The sequence below is a fragment of the Alkalihalobacillus sp. TS-13 genome (assembly GCF_019720915.1).
Taxonomy (GTDB): Bacteria; Bacillota; Bacilli; order Bacillales; family Fictibacillaceae; genus Pseudalkalibacillus.
Genome location: NZ_JAHKSI010000001.1, coordinates 172,614 through 191,494 on the forward strand (window position 1 = coordinate 172,614; position 18,881 = coordinate 191,494).

Annotated in this window: 22 protein-coding genes; 15 read left to right on the forward strand and 7 right to left on the reverse strand. The window is 41.7% G+C overall.

Annotated elements, in window-relative coordinates; translation table 11 throughout:
* Nucleotides 1–30 precede the first annotated feature (30 nt).
* From KOL94_RS00775 to KOL94_RS00785, 3 genes are all read right to left on the reverse strand, one after another.
* Nucleotides 31–993: an ABC transporter permease gene (locus KOL94_RS00775; RefSeq protein WP_221563232.1), complete on the reverse strand. Its 963-nt coding sequence runs from the start codon at nt 991–993 to the stop codon at nt 31–33.
* A gap of 35 nt (nt 994–1,028) precedes the next feature.
* Nucleotides 1,029–1,190, reverse strand: a complete 162-nt coding sequence (locus KOL94_RS00780) for a hypothetical protein (RefSeq protein ID WP_483298051.1) — start codon at nt 1,188–1,190, stop codon at nt 1,029–1,031.
* A gap of 129 nt (nt 1,191–1,319) precedes the next feature.
* A complete protein-coding gene (locus KOL94_RS00785) occupies nt 1,320–2,441 on the reverse strand; it encodes an AbrB family transcriptional regulator (protein WP_221563235.1) in 1,122 nt (373 codons plus the stop codon).
* A 109-nt stretch (nt 2,442–2,550) separates the two neighbouring features.
* Between KOL94_RS00785 and KOL94_RS00790 the strand changes: the two genes are divergently transcribed.
* From KOL94_RS00790 to KOL94_RS00840, 11 genes are all read left to right on the forward strand, one after another.
* The gene (locus KOL94_RS00790; RefSeq protein ID WP_221563237.1) at nt 2,551–3,423 is read left to right on the forward strand and encodes a LysR family transcriptional regulator; all 873 of its coding nucleotides are present in this window, start codon (nt 2,551–2,553) and stop codon (nt 3,421–3,423) included.
* Nucleotides 3,424–3,640: 217 nt separating this feature from the next.
* Entirely contained in the window at nt 3,641–3,880 is a 240-nt protein-coding gene (locus tag KOL94_RS00795) for a hypothetical protein (protein ID WP_221563239.1), read from the forward strand.
* A 33-nt stretch (nt 3,881–3,913) separates the two neighbouring features.
* Entirely contained in the window at nt 3,914–4,411 is a 498-nt protein-coding gene (locus KOL94_RS00800) for a DinB family protein (protein ID WP_221563241.1), read from the forward strand.
* Between the two features lie 41 nt (nt 4,412–4,452).
* Nucleotides 4,453–4,893, forward strand: coding sequence for an SgcJ/EcaC family oxidoreductase (locus tag KOL94_RS00805; protein WP_221567531.1), 441 nt, complete (start codon nt 4,453–4,455; stop codon nt 4,891–4,893).
* A 189-nt stretch (nt 4,894–5,082) separates the two neighbouring features.
* Nucleotides 5,083–5,694: a TetR/AcrR family transcriptional regulator gene (locus KOL94_RS00810; RefSeq protein ID WP_221563243.1), complete on the forward strand. Its 612-nt coding sequence runs from the start codon at nt 5,083–5,085 to the stop codon at nt 5,692–5,694.
* A gap of 5 nt (nt 5,695–5,699) precedes the next feature.
* Nucleotides 5,700–6,206: a hypothetical protein gene (locus tag KOL94_RS00815; RefSeq protein WP_221563245.1), complete on the forward strand. Its 507-nt coding sequence runs from the start codon at nt 5,700–5,702 to the stop codon at nt 6,204–6,206.
* 233 nt (nt 6,207–6,439) lie between these two features.
* Entirely contained in the window at nt 6,440–8,545 is a 2,106-nt protein-coding gene (locus KOL94_RS00820) for a BglG family transcription antiterminator (protein WP_221563247.1), read from the forward strand.
* Nucleotides 8,546–8,571: 26 nt separating this feature from the next.
* On the forward strand, nt 8,572–8,838 hold the full coding sequence (locus KOL94_RS00825) for a PTS sugar transporter subunit IIB (RefSeq protein ID WP_221563249.1): 267 nt from the start codon (nt 8,572–8,574) through the stop codon (nt 8,836–8,838).
* A 30-nt stretch (nt 8,839–8,868) separates the two neighbouring features.
* Complete coding sequence (locus KOL94_RS00830; protein ID WP_221563251.1) at nt 8,869–10,236, forward strand: PTS ascorbate transporter subunit IIC; 1,368 nt, start codon at nt 8,869–8,871, stop codon at nt 10,234–10,236.
* A 90-nt stretch (nt 10,237–10,326) separates the two neighbouring features.
* A complete protein-coding gene (locus KOL94_RS00835) occupies nt 10,327–10,494 on the forward strand; it encodes a YfhE family protein (RefSeq protein ID WP_221563253.1) in 168 nt (55 codons plus the stop codon).
* Nucleotides 10,495–10,777: 283 nt separating this feature from the next.
* Complete coding sequence (locus KOL94_RS00840; protein WP_311775089.1) at nt 10,778–12,394, forward strand: alkaline phosphatase D family protein; 1,617 nt, start codon at nt 10,778–10,780, stop codon at nt 12,392–12,394.
* A gap of 110 nt (nt 12,395–12,504) precedes the next feature.
* Here the strand turns inward: KOL94_RS00840 and KOL94_RS00845 are convergent, their stop codons facing one another.
* Together KOL94_RS00845 and KOL94_RS00850 are read right to left on the reverse strand one after the other, a co-directional pair.
* Nucleotides 12,505–12,891: a YmaF family protein gene (locus KOL94_RS00845; protein ID WP_221563255.1), complete on the reverse strand. Its 387-nt coding sequence runs from the start codon at nt 12,889–12,891 to the stop codon at nt 12,505–12,507.
* A 188-nt stretch (nt 12,892–13,079) separates the two neighbouring features.
* Nucleotides 13,080–13,982, reverse strand: coding sequence for a DUF2935 domain-containing protein (locus tag KOL94_RS00850; protein ID WP_221563257.1), 903 nt, complete (start codon nt 13,980–13,982; stop codon nt 13,080–13,082).
* Nucleotides 13,983–14,227: 245 nt separating this feature from the next.
* Here KOL94_RS00850 and KOL94_RS00855 point away from each other — a divergent pair, with 245 nt between their 5' ends.
* Nucleotides 14,228–14,779: a GNAT family N-acetyltransferase gene (locus KOL94_RS00855; RefSeq protein WP_221563259.1), complete on the forward strand. Its 552-nt coding sequence runs from the start codon at nt 14,228–14,230 to the stop codon at nt 14,777–14,779.
* A 124-nt stretch (nt 14,780–14,903) separates the two neighbouring features.
* Here the strand turns inward: KOL94_RS00855 and KOL94_RS00860 are convergent, their stop codons facing one another.
* Complete coding sequence (locus KOL94_RS00860; RefSeq protein WP_221563261.1) at nt 14,904–15,050, reverse strand: hypothetical protein; 147 nt, start codon at nt 15,048–15,050, stop codon at nt 14,904–14,906.
* A 16-nt stretch (nt 15,051–15,066) separates the two neighbouring features.
* Nucleotides 15,067–15,639 carry a helix-turn-helix domain-containing protein gene (locus KOL94_RS00865; protein ID WP_221563263.1) on the reverse strand — a complete coding sequence of 191 codons (573 nt, stop codon included), beginning with the start codon at nt 15,637–15,639 and terminating at the stop codon, nt 15,067–15,069.
* Nucleotides 15,640–15,810: 171 nt separating this feature from the next.
* On the opposite strand from KOL94_RS00865, the gene KOL94_RS00870 reads away from it, so the two are divergent.
* The 3 genes from KOL94_RS00870 (at nt 15,811) to nagZ (ending at nt 18,880) form a co-directional block, all read left to right on the forward strand.
* Nucleotides 15,811–16,491, forward strand: a complete 681-nt coding sequence (locus KOL94_RS00870) for an AzlC family ABC transporter permease (protein WP_221563265.1) — start codon at nt 15,811–15,813, stop codon at nt 16,489–16,491.
* A complete protein-coding gene (locus tag KOL94_RS00875) occupies nt 16,492–16,806 on the forward strand; it encodes an AzlD domain-containing protein (protein WP_221563267.1) in 315 nt (104 codons plus the stop codon). It begins immediately after the preceding gene.
* Between the two features lie 751 nt (nt 16,807–17,557).
* The gene (nagZ, locus tag KOL94_RS00880; protein ID WP_221563269.1) at nt 17,558–18,880 is read left to right on the forward strand and encodes a beta-N-acetylhexosaminidase; all 1,323 of its coding nucleotides are present in this window, start codon (nt 17,558–17,560) and stop codon (nt 18,878–18,880) included.
* Nucleotide 18,881: the final 1 nt, after the last annotated feature.

Below are 18,881 nucleotides of genomic sequence, written 5' to 3' on the forward strand. Positions count from 1 at the left end.
CAATCTTATCTATTTTCTGATCCAGATTGTTTATGACATGATATTACGCCGGCGAAAACCGATACAACCAATCGTAATCAATAATGCTGAGACCCCCGTTAAAGAGAGAAGAGGCGTCAAATCAAGGTCCTCTGCCGGGTATCGTGCGATAGACTCATACGGTGAAAGGTTCATCAGCCAATCCGGCATCTGGAGTGCTCCGCCAAGATATATCACAAGAAATGCGAATACGACGACTGCCCAGCTAAACGAAGTAGCTCTAGGAAAGATACCTATTAATACGGCAGCTACTCCAATCGCAACCCATAGTGCAGGTGCGAACGAAATGCTAGCTAAAATTAGGTCACCTAAGTACCTGGAATCGCCTAAACTTTGACTTCCTGCCACTCCCATTCCGAGACCAGCCATAAATAGGTAGAGAAGACTGTTCAATATGGATGTAACAACAAAGCTTCCCATAAGACGATACCTGGACAAAGACCCAGAAAGCAATCCATCCATTCGACCTTCTTTCTCTTCACCACGTAGCCGCAAAATGCTTTGCAGTGTAGGAATTGCTGCGAGCACAGCTGAAATCGAAATGAACATAGCAGCATAACTGTCTGTAAGTGCATTGCTATCTGTCGTAGGAAGCATAGCTGACATTTGATCTCCCACAGATTCTAGCATTTTTTCAGCATCACCTAAAACGGACCCGTAAGCTGCCCCAAAGAGGAACATCGCAATGCTCCAAACGATGAGATTCGTACGGAGTAATCGGTACGCCAGGCCGATTGGCTTCGTTAACAGATTTGAAGCTGACCCGCTACCGCGACGTGGAGGGATCATACCTGCTCCAACGTCCCGTTTTGTACTTAACGGATACGAAATCGCTATGAGAACAACAGTGAATGTAAGGCTGACCAACAAAGTTGCCCAATGATCGTCAACATATACCGCTGTTTGCTGTGCCCAGCCAATAGGGGAAAGCCAAGATATTAATTCGTTCCCCATGTCTCCTATGGCTCTGAGACTGTAGGCGACAGCAATCATACCTGTACTGAGCCCAATCGCACCTCGTGCATGCTTACGATTTCGTTTGTAGAAGCCTTATCAAACCCCGTTTTGACGAATTCTTCTATAGCTGCATTAATAATACGTTCTTGTTTCGCTGGCTCCAGACTATGAAATTTCGAAAAAATGATGGTCAACCCCCCTTTCTCATTTATCGAATGACCAGTATGGTCAATACAGGGTTATAAAAAACACCACCTACATACGTATGATCTACATACGAGTGCAGGGGTGCTTTTATATCTCTGTTTGCTTGTGGTATTCCCTCAACCGGATAGTCCAATCTTTTTCTTTTCATAATGTTCGATAAGTTTGAAACAAGGCGGTAAAAAGAGGAGGACGACGAAAATCCTCAAGACCTGGACGGCAACGACGAAGGTCGAATCCCCATCCAAGAGGACGGATGTGGTCGCCATTTCTGCAATTCCACCAGGCGCAAAAGCCAATGTAGCCGTCACGAACGTGATCTCTGTCAGCTTGGATACGATGAATGAACAGCCAAACATCGCTAGGATGAACCCTACCGTACAGATCAAGGCAATGTTAATGATTTTCCCCAGCCCTATCAACATATCTTTATGGAACATGGCGCCGATACTTGATGCGATCAAGATTTGCGCGAGGACCATGAACGTATGCGGCCACCAGGAAACCATGTCATGACCGGCCAGCGAAGAACCGGCTGTTTGCAAACATGCTACACCCAGCATGCTTCCGATTGTCCAGGGAGCCGGGAATTTCAGCTTTTTCCCTAAAATCGCCCCTCCCCACGCTGCGAAAACAAGGGCGAAGGTCCAAAACAAGTGTGTGAACTGGAATTCCGGTACAGCCACCATAGATCCGTTTCCTGGAGCGGAGTGATGAGGCGTCACTAGTAAATACGAAACAATCATTGGAATCATCAAAATGACGAGGAAAACGCGGATAGTCTGAATGATGCTTACGATTGCCGTATTTGCCCCGACTTCTTCTGCAATACTGGGCATGGCTGTAAGTCCTCCAGGGGCAGTGCCGTAAAAGCTTGTCAGCATATCGGTTTTACTGAATTTCCAAAGGACATAACCTGAAAGAATGGAGAAAATGATCGACATGATCAGCATGAAAACAATTGCGAGTGAATTTTCCATGAATACGCTCATGACGGACAAATTGATCTTCTGCCCTAACTCGATCCCTAATAGGCATTGGCCGATACAGATCCAAAATTTCGAGATGCCTTTTTCATCCATTTTTAAAAATCGAGGTTTTCGATAAGAAAGCAAGGTCGCAACAATTAATGATCCGATCATCCAGCCGATCGACAGACCTGTCAAAGAGAGTAGGTAACCACCGATACTGCTCAGTAGGATGAACTTCATGTTGCGTAAAAATATGCTGTTTTTGTTCATAACTCAACTCTCTCCCTTATCAAAAAATATAGTATACTTTTTGATATAAATAAAATATTGGAATTGTATTGACATCAATAACTTTTTATTATATCTGGGAGGAATGCTGATGGAAACGCGTGATTGGTCGATCCTACAGATTTTATATCGGGAGAAAAACATTACGAAAGCAGCAAAACAGCTTTATATATCGCAGCCAGCTCTGACGAACCGTCTGAAACAGATCGAAAAGGAATTCGGTGTGAAAATCGTCAACAGAGGCAGAAGGGGAATCCAGTTTACGTCCCAGGGGGAGTATCTGGCGAAATGCGCGGATGAAATGCTCTTGAGGATCCGAAGCATCAAGGAGAATGTGCATGACATGAGGGACATTGTGTCAGGGACATTACGGCTCGGAGTCTCGAATTACTTTGCTCATTACCAATTACCTGGGGTCCTGAAGCTTTTTAAAGACAGGTTTCCGAATATCGAATACAAAGTCACATCTGGATGGAGCAGTGAGATTGCCCCATTATTGCCGAAGAAAGATATCCATATTGCCTTTGTGAAGGGGGATTTCAACTGGGTGGATGAGAAACATTTATTATTTGATGAAACGATATGCGTCGTCTCCAAAGATCGGATCCAATTGGATGAATTGCCTGAATTGCCAAGAATCGATTATCGATCAGAATACTCCTTAAAAAGTGTCATCGATAACTGGTGGGCTGAACATTATACGCACCCCCCATTGATCAATATCGAAGTTGATAAAGTCGATACATGTAAAGAGATGGTGCTTAACGGCTTGGGGTATGCGATCATGCCGAGCATGATTTTAAGGGATACGGAAGGATTATATACGATCGATCTGAAAACAAAAGCGGGAGAACCCTTATTGAGGCGAACGTGGATGTTGTACCATAAGGAATCGTTAAATCTGAACATGGTCAGGGAGTTTGTCAGCTTCATAAAAAGCATCGATATGAATAAGGATTATTAAAATCAGGTAATGTTAGTAGCACAATCTAATCACCTGTTAGATTAATAGAATAGCAAAACTCGTTTTCTGTGAATAAAAAAACACTTCCGGTAGGAGATTTAGCACTTAGATAGAAATTCTATATTATCAAGTCGGTTATCATGATTTACGAGTTGGTTTCTCAACTGTATGTTTTACTTCGTGTAAATCGTTGAATCTTCAATGACAGGGGATTATCATGACAAAATATTATTTTGCTGTCACTTATGATGTTTGTGAGCACAATGGCTTATTCCAGGATATGAACGATTATCCACTCAACTCATCTGTTGATATGGAGGAACAACTTAAGAAACTTGCAAAACAAGATATCGCTCCTTTAATAAAAGTTTACGAGTCGGATACAAGTGACTTTACAGAACCAAGGTTTTACAAGGAATATAAATTCAAAGAATATGAATGTGGTTGTAATGAGTAGTCTAAACAGTCATTTTAAAAGGAGAGCGAGAAGATGGAAGTATTCGTAACCCAGTATGATTGGATCCAGCGAACAAGGGAAACATTATTCAGTTATTGTGAAACATTGTCCCCCGCCGATTATGGTAAAGAGCTTGAAATCTTTGGTGGAGATTCTATTTGCAGTTTGCATGCCCATGTTGCCGATTGTTACCGGGGATGGTTGGGAAGACGTGCTCTTGGAAAATCCCTCCCTAGATTAAATGCAGCGTCCGTTAACAACGTCGAGGAGATGCGTGAGGTTTTTAGGGAAACGGATACTCTTGTTCATGAATTTCTGAATGAATTTCGAGGTAAATGGGATCAAACCATTCAAGTATCCTTTGAAAATGGCAGGAAGGCGGAATTCACTACATTATGGCTTTTCACACACACCATCACACACGAGTTTCATCATAAAGGCCAAATTGTAAAAATGGGCAGACACCTCGGGTATATCCCACCAGATACGGACCTCATTGAAACGGGTGCTTTTATTCATGGTAAGGGCTGAAAAAGTCATTTTTCCAGAGAGATCGATTGAACGATTCTAGTATGGAGAGTAAAGAAGCTGTCAAAAAAGTTTACGAACATCTTATCGAGGCTTGGAACAATCGTAATGCAGAGGGAATGGCAAGTTTATTTAGTGGACATGGGGAGATCATAGGGTTTGATGGAAGTCAATCGAGTGGTCCAAAATCAATTTTGTCTCATCTAAGCCCTATTTTCAGGGATCATCCTACTGCACAATTTGTCAGTAAGGTAAAAGATATTCGCTTCCTGGGTGAAAATGTGGCAATGTTAAGAGCAATTGCCGGTATGGTACCTCCCGGTGGATCAGATATTAATCCAGAAGTTAATACACATCACACTCTAATTGTTGTTCATGACAATCATAATTGGCATATTGAACTATTTCAAAATACACCTGCACAATTTCATGGAAGACCTGAATTAGTAGAACAAATGACAGATGAACTACGAGCACAGCTATAGAATAGTTAAGCAATTCAACCTGGCATCCTAAGGAAGGCAAGGGTTGGACTAAGTTCAACTTAAAGACAGCTCCATAACAGGGGCTGCTTTTTTCATTTTTCAGGATAAAATTGACAAAATAACTTATTAAGAATAACATAAAAACAAAAATACAATTTGTTTTTATGTTTTTGAAGGAGAGTTTAAAATATGCCTTATTTTCATTCATCTGAAAAGGAAAGGTTACGGAATGATTTACTGAATCTAGGAAAACAGTTGTTTATTCAACAGGGTTTGAAAAAGACGTCAATTGAAGAAATGACTAAAAAAGTCGGCATAGCGAAAAGTACATTTTATGTCTTTTTTGAATCAAAAGAGGCGATGTATTTAGAGCTATTGGAACTTGAAGCAGTTGGCATGGAGGAGCGTATTTGGAAAGAGGTTGATAAGACGACAAATGCTTTTGACGGAATCAAGGAATATATGCACCAAATGGTTGTGGGATTAGACATTAATGTACTGACCAAAAGGTTGATCACTAATTCAGTTGAATTTGAAATGGTCAAGAGAAAAGTTACTCCAGAGTTTGTAGAGAGGAAAATCCAAAGGAACATCACGCCACTCCTGACTTATATTTCTGATCAACAGGAAAGGGGAGGGATGATCCAGTCGGATCCGAATGTGATTGTTGGTGTAATACGGGCGGCTCTCCTGATCGCAGTTCATAAGCAAGACATCGGTGAAGAGATTTTTCCACAAGTAGAAGAAATGATGTTCCAAGCAGTAGCAAGCAGCCTGACCCAGACAAACCAAAAGGAGTGAGTGGAATGGATTTTCAAGAGATTCTGAATTGGGCTTTTGATCGGCATTTGAACCCACTTAGTTGGTATATTCGTCCGGTCTTTCTGATCATTCTTGTCTATTGTGCTTATAAGCGGAGTATGAAAGGTATCATTTTAACGTTCTTTTTGATGATGAGCAGCATGTTCTGGTTCCCTGCGCCTGAACAGGTTAATCCGCAAATGGAGAAAGTTCTTGAATATGAAATGAACTTGTTGAGTAATCCAGTTACATTCCTAATAACGATTGCATTTATGATGTTATTTGTTGTTTCTATATTAATTGCGTTTTGGAAGCACTCTATTCGATTAGGTTTGGTTATTTTAAATATAACACTGATCGGAAAAGTTCTTTTAGCTTTGTTATTTACAGGAGAGGATGGATGGGCTCCCCTAGGAAATACGCTATTTGGATTATTATTGATCAACGGAATAGGACTTTTCTTTTTGAAGAGGATAGGAAAAAGAGATCGGAACGGAAGCATGACACAATAGAAAAATCCCCAGGTGGGCTATAATACGGACCATGTTAGAGGCAGGTGATCTAATATGGTATTTTTTTTGCGTTCAAACAGAGTCCAACTTTGCAAACTTTGAATTTACAACATTTACACATTGGAAACCCTTACAATAGCTTGATAGAAGCGTTACTATAAAGGAAGATGATGATCATCAGAATAACTAGAGTACAATTTTGCAAAAAAGATTCATAGATAAGGGGGATCCCCATGGTATTGGATAGAAGGCGTGCACACTTGTTATCCATCATTCAACATTCTTATACTCCCATCCCGACAAAAGAATTGGTCAGAAAGATGGGGGTTTCGCAACGCACCATCTATTATGACCTGCATCATATCAACCACTGGTTGGAAGAACAACACTTGGACCAGATTGAAAATATCAGAGGGAAAGGTCTCTACCTGCCGGGAAATACGCGAGCAGAGGTGGAGGTCCATCATCAAGAGGGATATGATGGCTGGCAATATCAATTGTCTAAACAAGAGCGTGAATTGCTGATCAAAGCTACCATTCTATTAGAAGAACAGGATGCGTCTATGGACCGTTTCATGGAACTTACTGGAATGAGCCGGGGAACGGTTGCTGAGACGCTCAAGTCGATCAAGGAAGAACTCGATCGAAACGAACTGGAGCTCCATTACAAGCCTGGATCCGGTTATGTTCTGGAAGGAGCAGAAGATAGCAAAAGACGGATGCTATCAGACGTATTATCTACAGCCCTTTCACATAAAGAGCTGGTCAATGTGCGCAATGAAATCCTGCGGATGATCCAGCTAGGCGATGAAGGAACGGATCAAGGGAAGAAAGAATCCGTCAAAACGCTGCTTTATGAAGCGGAAAAAGAACTAGGACTGACCCTTACGGACGAGATGGTCGAGATCTTATCCCTCCAAGTGTTCATCATGTTAAAACGAAATCATCTAAGCAAATTTGTCGCTGTCGACCCGGAAGAAAAGGGTGTGCTCCAACAGACGGAGGCTTACCAGGCGGCATTGCATATCACTAAAAAGCTTGAGGATATGTGGGAGGTTGAGATTCCTGATGATGAGGTTTGTTTCGTTACGATGAACCTTCTTGGGTCTAAAGTGCATCATGATGATTTCAGTCGTTATGCTGAAAGTGAACTGATTGGGCTCCAACAGGTTGTCAGTAGGATGATTTCTGACTTCCAAACTTATGCGTGTGTCATTTTTGATGACCGTAAGGGACTCGAAGGGAATCTCATCTCCCATATAAAACCGACCTATTACCGATTGAAATACGGGGTGAAAATCGGAAACGAATTATCCGAAAGCATCCAGGAGAACTATAAGGACCTGTTCCATTTGACAAAAAGGGTGATGCTTCACCTGGAGTATTATGTCGGCCAACCGATTCCTGATGAGGAAGTCGCCTATATCACCTTACATTTTGGCGGTTGGCTTACGAAAGAAAAGAAGCAGGTCGAGACGAAATATAAAGCGATCATCGTATGTGAGAATGGAATCGGTACGTCCAATATGCTGAAGGCGCAATTAGAAAATCTGATAACAGGACTCGAAGTCATCGAAACGCTTTCCATGAGGGAGTTCCGGAAGAAGGATTACAACGTTGATGTGATCTTCTCCACGAATTTCATCAAACCGAAGGGAATTCCAGTCATTCATGTACCGGCCATCTTATCCACCGTGGAAAAAGAATACGTGTTCCAGCGTATGAATGAGCTTTTCGGACCAGAGTCAAGACGTAAGGATTTACCGGATCAGGTGCTGGAGGTTGTAGAACGGCATGCGAACGTCTATGGAAGAGAGGAATTGAAAAGGGAATTATCGGAGTTGTTGAAAACAAAGTCACCACAAGCAAAGGAGCTACGGAAGCCTATGCTCAATGAATTATTGACAGAGAAAACCATCCAGCTCAAAGACAGAGCTGCTGATTGGGAGGAATCGATCCGAATCGCTGCGCAGCCGCTCGTCGAATTGGGTTCGATCCGTACGGATTATGTGGAAGCGATGATTGAAAATGTGAAGGAGCTTGGACCATACATTGTAATCGCTCCGAGGATCGCGATTCCTCACGCACGCCCGGAAGCGGGCGTGGAAAGGCTTGGGATGAGCCTGTTGCGATTGAATGAACCTGTCTATTTTTCTTCACAATCGAAGCATCAGGCGCATTTGATCATCGTGCTTGCGGCAATCGACAATCAGACGCATCTGAAAGCGCTGGCACAATTGACAGAGCTTTTATCGAGTGAAGAGAACGTCGAACGATTGATTTCTGCGGAAGACAGCACGACCGTGATGGAATTGATCGATCAATGTGTCACTGCTTAAACATAAAATAAAGGGAGGAATTTGAAATGAAAAAGATTTTAGTTGTATGTGGAAATGGGTTAGGAAGCAGCATGATCGTGGAAATGAACGTCAATGCGGCGTTGAAAGATATGGGTAAGGAAGCTGAAGTTTCCCACACGGACCTTACCACAGCGAAGACCGAACAGGCAGACCTATTTCTAGGTTCTGAAGATATTGTGGACAGCCTGGAAGATGGAAAGAAAAACATCGTCAAGTTGAAGAATCTGATGGATAAGAACGAACTTCGAGAAGCGCTCGAAAATAATTTGTAGTTCAAATTCAAATCAAAGGGGCGGTAACACATGGTCGATTTAATAATGAATGATATCTTAGGGACGCCTGCAATCCTCGTTGGATTATTCGCGCTGGTCGGGTTGCTCGTCCAAAAGAAAAACTCAGGGGATGTCGTTTCAGGAACGCTTAAGACAGTATTGGGCTTCGTCATCCTTGGGGCTGGAGCAGGCGTGCTCGTCCAATCACTGGACAAGTTCAGCGCCATGTTCAATGAAGCTTTCTCAGTCGAAGGTGTCATCCCGAACAATGAGGCGATCGTCGCTCTTGCACAGGAGAGCTTTGGAACTGAGACAGCGATGATCATGCTGTTCGGGATGGTCGTCAATATTTTGCTGGCACGTTTCACGCCATTCAAATATATCTTTCTGACAGGTCACCATACGATGTTCATGGCGTGTATGATTGCGGTCATTTTAAAAACGGGGGGATTATCCGGTGTCACAATGGTCATCATCGGTTCGATTATCTTAGGGTCGTTGATGGTATTGTCCCCAGCGATGCTGCAACCGTTCACTCGCAAGGTGACAGGTTCTGATGACTTTGCGATCGGCCACTTCGGGTCCATCGGTTATTTCGTATCCGCTGCGGTCGGAAAAGCGGTCGGTAAAAATTCAAAATCCACAGAAGAGATCAAAGTACCTAAGTCACTTGGATTCTTGCGTGACACGTCAGTTTCAGTATCGTTGACGATGGTCATCCTGTTCTTCATCGTCGCAGGATTTGCAGGTTCTTCTTACGTTGAATCAGAATTGAGCGGAGGGCAGAACTTCCTTGTCTTCGGCTTCATGCAAGGTCTTACATTCGCTGCAGGTGTGTACATCATCTTAGCAGGTGTTCGTATGCTTCTTGGTGAAATCGTCCCGGCCTTTAAAGGGATTGCGGATAAAGTTGTCCCGAATGCAAAACCAGCACTCGATTGCCCGGCGATATTCCCGTTTGCGAGTAACGCTGTCATCATCGGATTTTTATTTAGTTTTATCGCGGGGTTGGTAAGTATGGCATTCTTGCCGTTGCTTGGTCTAAAAGTAATCGTTCCTGGATTGGTGCCGCACTTTTTCACAGGAGCTGCAGCAGGGGTGTTCGGAAATGCGACAGGTGGACGGAAAGGGGCGATCATCGGTTCGATGGCGAACGGTGTCATGATCAGCTTCTTGCCAGCGCTGTTGTTGCCTGTCCTAGGCTCACTTGGCTTTGAGGGAACAACATTCGGAGATGCAGACTTTGGTGTCGTTGGTATCGTACTCGGCAATCTCATCAAATTGATCCAGTCGAACATCCTTGTTGTCCTCGTCATTCTTGGAATTCTTGCCCTTCTATTCTGGATCGGATGGAAAACCAAAGCGAATGACAATCAAAACAATACGGAAGCTGCCTAATGGACTGATTGGAAGCGGATCATGTTTAACACCTTTTTACGACGGGAAAAACATGAATATAACCCAATTCCAACAGAAAGGATGAGTACTATGGGACGTAAGGCACAGTATCAACCTATCCGAGGAGATGGGATCCAACTCTCAGACGCGCAAGAAGTCCAATATGCGAAAGAATTTAAACAAGCTGACATTGCCGGTGGTTATCGCAAACCTAAGGTAAAAGAAGCAAAACGTGAAAATCCTGATCTAAAACAATAGAACGTTGGTGAAAAGCAGCCCTTTTAAGGCTGCTTTTTTATGGAATGCTTTGTAAAAATAATAAGGAGTCATATGCTTAGTTGTCTAGGTTTTATTTAATAGGGTAGGAAATCAGTAACAAAATGATTTTTCCTCCAATAGTCATGTCTTGATCGTTAGAAATTTTAGAAAAGCAATACCAAACGACTAATTCGTCTCCATTAGATAATATTTACAATAGAATGACAAATCCTTTACATTTCTTCTCTACAATAATAGGTGAATTGTAGAAGGAGGGATAAAAGTGACAGATTATAAGGATTATTCCAAGAAGCTTAGCAGGAAGAGTTTTATCAAGACATCAGGTAAAGTAGTCGGTGTAGCATTTGGAGCATCAATCCTCAACGCCTTCCCAATGAAAGAGATAGGTGCAACTTCCAATGCATTGCCTTATCCATTCACGTTAGGTGTTGCATCAGGTGATCCGTTACCAGATGGGGTTGTTTTATGGACAAGATTAGCACCAGATCCATTGAATGGCGGGGGAATGTCATCCAACCCCTTTCCAGTTCAGTGGGAAGTTTCGGTGGATCCAGACTTCAAAAAAACCGTCCAAAGAGGCACAGAGGTTTCAAAACCTTCCCTAGGACATTCTGTTCATGTGGAAGTGAATGGGCTGCAGCCTGCCACTTGGTATTACTACCGCTTTAAGGCTGGTCCTGAAATCAGTCCGGTCGGAAGGACGAAGACAGCGCCTGCAATCGGTCAAACTGTAGATAAGTTTACGTTCGCGTACGCTTCGTGCCAGTATTGGAAAGCAGGTTATTTTACGGCATACCAGCACATGGCAAAAGACGACCTCGACCTTGTCATCCATCTAGGGGATTATATTTACGAAGGACGACATGATTCAAGTGGTGTCAGACCTTTTGATAAAGACTTTCCAGAAATCTATACAATAGAAGATTATCGAAACCGCTATGCGTTATATAAGTTGGACAGCGACTTGCAAGCTGCCCATGCAAACCTCCCATGGCTAGTGACGCTTGATGACCATGAAATCGATAACAACTGGGCAGATGAAGTTCCTCAAGACCCTCATAAGCAATCAAAAGAAGATTTTTTGAAACGAAGAGCGATCGCTTTACAGGCCTATTATGAGCACATGCCGCTCCGCAGATCCTCTTTTCCGGACGGGATCGATATGCAGCTGTACCGACGCCTCTCTTTTGGAAACCTAGTGGAATTCAATGTATTGGATACTCGACAATACCGTGATGATCAAGCCAATGGGGATGGATGGGATAGCCCTAGTGAGGAGTCAATGGATCCGAACCGGACATTGCTTGGTGACGAACAAGAACGTTGGCTTTTAAATGGACTTGCAGCTTCAACTGCAAAATGGAAAGTCCTTGCCCAACAAGTCTTTTTCGCACGTCGTGATTATGGGTTTGGACCGGATGCTGAACATTACAGCATGGATGCATGGGATGGCTATCCAGCAGCACGTCAACGGATCCTTGATTTTATAAAGAGCAAGAACATTTCCAATCCGGTGGTGCTGACAGGTGATGTCCATTCAAGCTGGGCGAATGAGATCAGAGCGAACTTTAATGACCCTGAGTCTGAAAATGTCGGTGTCGAATTTGTAGGGACTTCCATTTCTTCCGGCGGAGACGGATCAGATGTCCGGGGCAATACTGCTGAAATATTGGCAGAAAATCCACATATCAAATTTTTCAATAATCAGCGTGGTTATGTCCGTTGCACATTGACACAAGATAAATGGCAAACCGATTATCAGGTCGTCCCTTTTGTATCGAAACCAGGTGCCCCAATAGCAACCCGTGCTTCTTTTGTTATAGAAGACGGGAAACCGGCCTTAAAAAAGATATACGATCATGCTAATGTTCCAGTCTAATCGTGTATTTAAGAACTAATCATTCATCATGTTAAAGCATTTTAAAAGAACGAGTAGGGATTGTAGGAAGAGTGCAATAGATCTTTTTGCAATCCCTTTTATTGAAACGATTATTCGGCACTAGTCTTGCCACTATAGGAATGTTCATGTGGTGGCATTCCATCTACAGTAGTCTCACCTTCGAACTCGTGGATATGCCCACCTTCAGGAACGGGAATAGCCGGTCCGGTGACCCCTATTATTTCATGTCGATGCCCATCATCAAAGGTTGTAATGGTATGAAACCGATGGGTATGTTGTACGCCACTAGGGGCAGGTTCTGTTATCCCCTCATATCCGTGACGGTGTCCAACGTTAAAGGATGTCACGCCTTCAAACTCGTGAACATGGACAGGTCTACCATCCCAGTGTGTTAGATACAAAGTATGCGAATGTTCTGATCCGGAATGATTTTCATCACATTCATATACAAACCCAGATACAGGTATCTTTCTCAACAGTCATTCCCCCTCTTGATCAATTGAAATAATTGTATGAATCAATCCGAATAAACTTTCCTTTAAATCTGAATAGGGTGTAATTTAATCTAGTAGCTCACCACAAACCTGTTGCCACACAAAAACCCTGAATTCAACCGATTTTGGCGTAATTCAAGGTTTGATTTTGGTTTTGCGGGGTCATTGGATCATCCTTTTTCTTGATTTATTTTTGTCGTTAATCTTTCTTCTAAGACATGAATCATATAAAGGAAGTGTTCTGCTTCACGTACAACATGATCTGCCAGCAGCGGATTGATTACATTTCTGATTTGGCACGTTTTAATCAATTCCAGCCCGGCCTTCTTAAAATCTCGTAATTCTTCTGTTGCACTTTCGCTCTCCTGGTTCATCCTTGTAATGATCGGATAAGTCGGTTTTTTATTGTATAACATCGATTCCACATCTCTTGCCTGATTCAAGAGAACTTCAAAGTCATCTCCAAATTTACGAGCTGTATTTACAAGATTACGTTCAGACTGATCGAGTAAAGCAGAGATGAAACGGGAGTGCTCCATCATGATCCGTAACCAGAACACATTTTCACTAATGATCGCATCTTGGACAGGATCAAGTACACCTTGATTGAACTTTTGTAAAGTCCTCATAAAATACTCTGCTTCCCTGGCGATATGATCGACCAATAGCGGAAAGTTGAACCCGGAAATTTTACAGTTAACAATCAGGATCAGGAGATTCCTTTTGAAATTCCGGAATCCATAGACCAGTTGTATGCTGTCTTCATTCAACTTTCTAACTGCCTGAACAGATGTAGGTGCTTGAAGTGCCCGTTTCTCTAGTTGCTCGAAATATTGGAAAAATCGATCTGTTTGCTGAATCAAGTTCTTATCCTTGCGATTGAAACCTTCTCCTAAAAATAAGGCATGTTCCTTCATAATACGGAGCCAAAACCGATTTTCGGCTAATGATCTTTCGATAAATGTCCTTTCCGTTATCGCTTCAGGTTGTGCTGCTTGCTTTTCAGGTGGGATCAGCATAGGGTTGTTAGAATCCAAATAAAAGTGCCCTGGCGTTGGTTGATTATTACTCATCATAATTCCCCCTCTCAAAAAATATCGCTATTTTAATTGTAGTTACACCGAAATTATTTTAGAACGATTAGGTTGTGTCAAAGAACTTAAAAAAGAGTTAGAAGGGAATCAAAAGTTTATACAGAAGATATATATCGTTCCAAATTCAGTGGAAAAGGGTGTGGTGCTTATGGTACGTCTTAATCTTTCTATCTCTCGTTTCTTTAGACCAGCTATAAAACAATTCAAAGGATGGGATCACACCTATGATCACTGGGTTAAAAGTAGAACTACGGCCTGTGTCACTTGAAGACTTCAAAAGAACGTATGGATGGCTGAACGATGAGGAAACCGCAAAATTGGAAGCAGACAGTGGATTCTTTCGCCATAGTCATGTACCTATTGAAAAAATCGAAGACGATTATGAGAAAGCAATTAAGAAATTGGATAAACGTGAGGTTGGAGAATTCTCCATTTATACGCTGGGAGACAGACCAAAACATATTGGGTTGATCGGGTACCGCGAACTGAATATTGTTTCAAGGCGATGTACGGTAGGTATTGGAATCGGGGCTAAAGAGTACTGGGGTCAAGGTTATGGAACAGATGCTATGAAAACACTTATTCATTATTTGTTTCAGACAATGAATTTGAACCGTGTACAGCTCGATACCTGGAGTGGAAACGTACAAGCTATACGTTCTTATGAAAAGTGCGGTTTTGTGGTGGAAGGACGACTGAGGAAGGATGCCTTTATCGATGGGAACTATTATGACACCATCGTGATGGGCTTATTAAAAGAAGAATTCCAATATTAATAAATAATACAACCAACAAAGAGGCTTATCCGATACCGGGTCAGCCTCTTTACTCATGTCACAAAAATAACTAACCTAAATAGACCTGAGCTGCGATCATCAATGCCACTCAGGTTTTACATGTTTATATGTGCTCTGTTTCAGCAAGCAGGATGCGAAGGACAGCACTGATGATAACGGCAACAATGGCGAGTGCAGCAGTTAGCATGAACGTATTGCCATATGGGTTGGAAGCTGATTCTTTAAGGGTCTCCCAGAAAAAACAGCTCAATTAATGGATCTTTTACTTATAGATGATTATAAGTGATGACAAAGTGTAAGGTGGTTAGAGAGTCGGTCGGGTTGATATATTTATGCGGCCGATTTCCCGCAAACCGGATTGAATCGTGTTCTTCAAGATGATAGGTCTCTCCATCCATTTCCATGATCAATTCACCTGTCATGACCGCTACATATTCCATCACACCAGACGGATGTGCTTCTGAGAGATATTCACTGTCCGGTTTGAGGTATCCACGATAAAGCTCCATTGAACCCCGTGATTGAAACAAAGGTTCTGCCACCAAAACTTCATCAGAGCTGGCTATCTGCAGCCCCTTTTCCTTTCGGGCTACCGAGACATCAGAATCGATCGACAAGAGCGTGCTTACAGGAACATTCAATCCATTCGCAATCTTCCAGATGACAGACAGTGTCGGGTTGCCTTCTCCATTTTCAATCTTGATCAAGGTCAATTTGCTTACTCCGATTTGTGTCGCCAACCCCTCAATACTGATTCCTTTATTCTTACGGAATTGCCTTAGGTTCGTCCCAATCTGTTTTCCTGCATCTCCATCATCCCACGATCTATTTGAGTTCATTTGAACATCCTCCTAGCGTTCTTTCATTCAGATTTATGTATATTTTAATGAACTATAGGTACATTTTAATTTACAAACAGAAAAATTAAAGTATAATGAATGGTATATTATAATATATCATCCTTTATTATAGCATACTTTAACGTCTGCAAAACCTGGGAGGTGGAGTACGTGGAGGATAAAAGAAGAACGATCAAAACGGCCTTTCTGGAAGCTTTACCCTTAGCGATTGCCATCGCGGCATATGGTTTATCCTATGGCGTGATTGCCAATCAAGCCCACTTCAGCATATTTGCCACTGTAGCAATGTCCTTGTTGGTGTTTTCAGGATCTGTTCAGATGGTAGCTGTTGCTATGATCGCGACTGGAGCAAGTATGGTAAGTGTACTTTCCACCTCATTATTGTTGAATTTACGCAATTTGTTATACGGTGCTGCGCTTGCTGAAGGTCTTGTACCGGCAAAGAAATGGCGGTGGCTATTGTCTTTCGGTGTATCAGATGAACCTTTTGTGCTGGGGAGTTCAAGGTTTAATCGTCATGGACCTGATCCCCTTTACTTTGGCGTTGTCGCTTTAAGTTTCTATATCGCCTGGTTTTTCTCCTCGCTGATTGGTGCGATGATCGGTAATCAAGTGGATCCGCAAAAATGGGGATTAGACCTGGCGTTTCCGGTCACATTTGTCGCGCTTCTTATCCCAAGCCTAAAAGGTAAGCCTGTGATCGGGACAGCCCTGGCTGCCGTTGTGATTGCTATCGGTCTTGAGTCTTTCATGCCAGGAAGTCAATTGACGATCATCCTAACCGGAATCCTTGCACCACTTGTAGGTCTCTATTTGAAGGGGAGGATATGAATGTTCAACCATTGGCTGCTGATCGGTTTATTATCGGTCACTACGTATGTTTCACGGATCATCGGTGTTGAGTTCATGGCTGGCCGGGAGATGAGTCCGACCTTGCGTCTCTATTTCAATTATGTACCCGTGGGCATTCTAACTGCACTGATCATCAAACAAATCTTCGTACCGGTGGATGGGCAGCTTGTTCTTTCCCTCCCAGTACTCATCGGCTGTCTTTTCAGTGCAATTGGTATGAAACTTTTAAAAAGTTTTCTCCCAGCCGTCGTCCTTGGCGTCATTAGCGGATTGTTGACCCGTTATCTCATTTGATGCTATATAAGGGTAAGTGTGACTTAAATCCTCAGGTATTCACGGTTCCTTCCATAACTTTAGTGGAAATAAAACTCCTACAGAGAGAGTTTATTTAAAACGATTGGTAAGACAGGATTCAACTGGAATATGGACTGTTGTAGGTTATGATTCTAAAGATTGAAGATGAATCTTATTTTTCGCACCATTAACTAAAAAGGTGTCCTGAACACCTCCATTTAGATTGATAACAAGCGGTTATAACGTTTGTTATCATTTTTTTTGAAAAATATTTAAGAATAGCTTTAAGTTTTGGTATTAAAACCCGCACGGTTGGTTTACTCGTTACTCAAAACCAACCAGCTATTCAGCCACAGTTTTGAGTGAATAATACCTCGACAGAAATCAGATTCATCCACTTCTTTACACCAGAGAACCCATACATCTCTTACCAACCAATAGTATTTAAGCATTAAATGTAAATTCATTCTTTCCATTATATAGGAATACACTTGTGATAGCTGTAATCGAAGGGTGAGACGATGGACAATTTTTTATGATTCTCAATTTCTTCATATTATTTTTTGAAGAATATACATGTTATTCCAATATACATTCTTGAGTAACGTTTTTCTTTTATTTGCGTCTTTTAATGTTGTAGTTGGCTAAATTTCGCAACTCAAAACAATGAATGAACCCTTTGTGTGATAGGAAATTGAGTTTGAAGGAATTTCAAATAGGTGAGTGAGCCGTCAAACTAAGGGAGGGTATTATGAAAATCAATAAAATTTGGAACGGATTAGTGTTTAGTTTTACTTTGATTATGATAATTTCTTTGATTGGATGTAACCAAGCTCCCAACTATAACAACAATCAAGATCATAATAACGATGCAGAAAATTTTACGGATGAAGGTAGCAGGGATGAAAGCAATGATCAGCAAGAAGATATTGCTGATGAAAGTGATGAATCTGAAGGATCACAGCCTGATGGTGTGACAAATCGGATTAAAGAAAAAATGGATTCCATGTCCATAGATGAAAAAATTGGTCAAATGCTTATGTTTGGGTTTGAAGATACCAAAATCAATGAAGAAACTAGAAAGTTAATAGAAGATAATCATATTGGGGGAGTCATTTTATTTAAAAAGAACATCACTGGCTCGCAGCAATTATTGGACCTGAACAATCAGATAAAAGAAATAAATTCGGTACATCATGATACTCCCATCTTTATTTCTGTAGATGAAGAGGGTGGCTTAGTGTCAAGAATGCCGCCTGAAATAATAAATTTGCCGGACAGTAAAGATATTGGAAAATCCAATAATTCGGAGCTTGCTTTTAAAGTTGGGGAAGCGATTGGAGAAAGGGTAAGCTTGTTCGGATTCAATATGACGATGGCACCAGTTTTGGATATCAATAGCAATCCCGACAACCCGGTGATCGGAAAGAGGGCATTTGGAGATAATAAAGAAATTGTTTCGAAGATGGGAATTGAAGAAATGAAAGGTATACAATCAAAAAGCATTATACCAGTAGTTAAGCATTTTCCAGGTCATGGTGATACAAATGTTGATTCGCATCTAGGATTACCGGTTGTGAACCACGGTTTGGAAAGACTTCGCCAAATGGAATTGGTGCCATTTCAAAATGCTGTGAATCAACAAGCTGATATGACGATGGTTGCGCATATCCTGTTGCCTGAAATAGACAGTGAATATCCTTCCTCTTTATCCAAAAATGTGATCACCAATATTTTAAGAGAAGAATTGGACTTTAATGGAGTTGTTATAACCGATGATCTGACGATGGGGGCAATTATAAAGAACTATGATATAGGTGAAGCTTCCGTAAAAGCGGTTCAAGCAGGAAATGACATTGTTTTAGTTTGCCATGGACATGAAAATAAAATGAAAGTTGTCAGCAGTTTAACAAAAGCTGTGAAAGATGGGACAATAAGTGAAGAAAGAATAGATGAAAGCGTGGAAAGAATTTTACACTTAAAAGAAAAATATAACCTTTCAGACAGTCTTCTAAATGATTTTGACTTAAATAAAATTAATCAATCATCGGAAGAAATACTTCGTGCTTTTTGAA

Bases quoted from the DNA above. Each gene is read 5' to 3' on its own strand.
- KOL94_RS00830 (WP_221563251.1), top strand. From the start codon at position 8,869: ATGGTCGATTTAATAATGAATGATATCTTAGGGACGCCTGCAATCCTC.
- KOL94_RS00835 (WP_221563253.1), top strand. From the start codon at position 10,327: ATGGGACGTAAGGCACAGTATCAACCTATCCGAGGAGATGGGATCCAA.
- KOL94_RS00810 (WP_221563243.1), top strand. From the start codon at position 5,083: ATGCCTTATTTTCATTCATCTGAAAAGGAAAGGTTACGGAATGATTTA.
- KOL94_RS00875 (WP_221563267.1), top strand. From the start codon at position 16,492: ATGTTCAACCATTGGCTGCTGATCGGTTTATTATCGGTCACTACGTAT.
- KOL94_RS00775 (WP_221563232.1), bottom strand. From the start codon at position 993: ATGGGGAACGAATTAATATCTTGGCTTTCCCCTATTGGCTGGGCACAG.
- KOL94_RS00785 (WP_221563235.1), bottom strand. From the start codon at position 2,441: ATGAACAAAAACAGCATATTTTTACGCAACATGAAGTTCATCCTACTG.
- nagZ (WP_221563269.1), top strand. From the start codon at position 17,558: ATGAAAATCAATAAAATTTGGAACGGATTAGTGTTTAGTTTTACTTTG.
- KOL94_RS00855 (WP_221563259.1), top strand. From the start codon at position 14,228: ATGATCACTGGGTTAAAAGTAGAACTACGGCCTGTGTCACTTGAAGAC.
- KOL94_RS00820 (WP_221563247.1), top strand. From the start codon at position 6,440: ATGGTATTGGATAGAAGGCGTGCACACTTGTTATCCATCATTCAACAT.
- KOL94_RS00805 (WP_221567531.1), top strand. From the start codon at position 4,453: ATGGAGAGTAAAGAAGCTGTCAAAAAAGTTTACGAACATCTTATCGAG.
- KOL94_RS00790 (WP_221563237.1), top strand. From the start codon at position 2,551: ATGGAAACGCGTGATTGGTCGATCCTACAGATTTTATATCGGGAGAAA.
- KOL94_RS00800 (WP_221563241.1), top strand. From the start codon at position 3,914: ATGGAAGTATTCGTAACCCAGTATGATTGGATCCAGCGAACAAGGGAA.
- KOL94_RS00815 (WP_221563245.1), top strand. From the start codon at position 5,700: ATGGATTTTCAAGAGATTCTGAATTGGGCTTTTGATCGGCATTTGAAC.
- KOL94_RS00865 (WP_221563263.1), bottom strand. From the start codon at position 15,639: ATGAACTCAAATAGATCGTGGGATGATGGAGATGCAGGAAAACAGATT.
- KOL94_RS00850 (WP_221563257.1), bottom strand. From the start codon at position 13,982: ATGAGTAATAATCAACCAACGCCAGGGCACTTTTATTTGGATTCTAAC.
- KOL94_RS00825 (WP_221563249.1), top strand. From the start codon at position 8,572: ATGAAAAAGATTTTAGTTGTATGTGGAAATGGGTTAGGAAGCAGCATG.
- KOL94_RS00795 (WP_221563239.1), top strand. From the start codon at position 3,641: ATGACAAAATATTATTTTGCTGTCACTTATGATGTTTGTGAGCACAAT.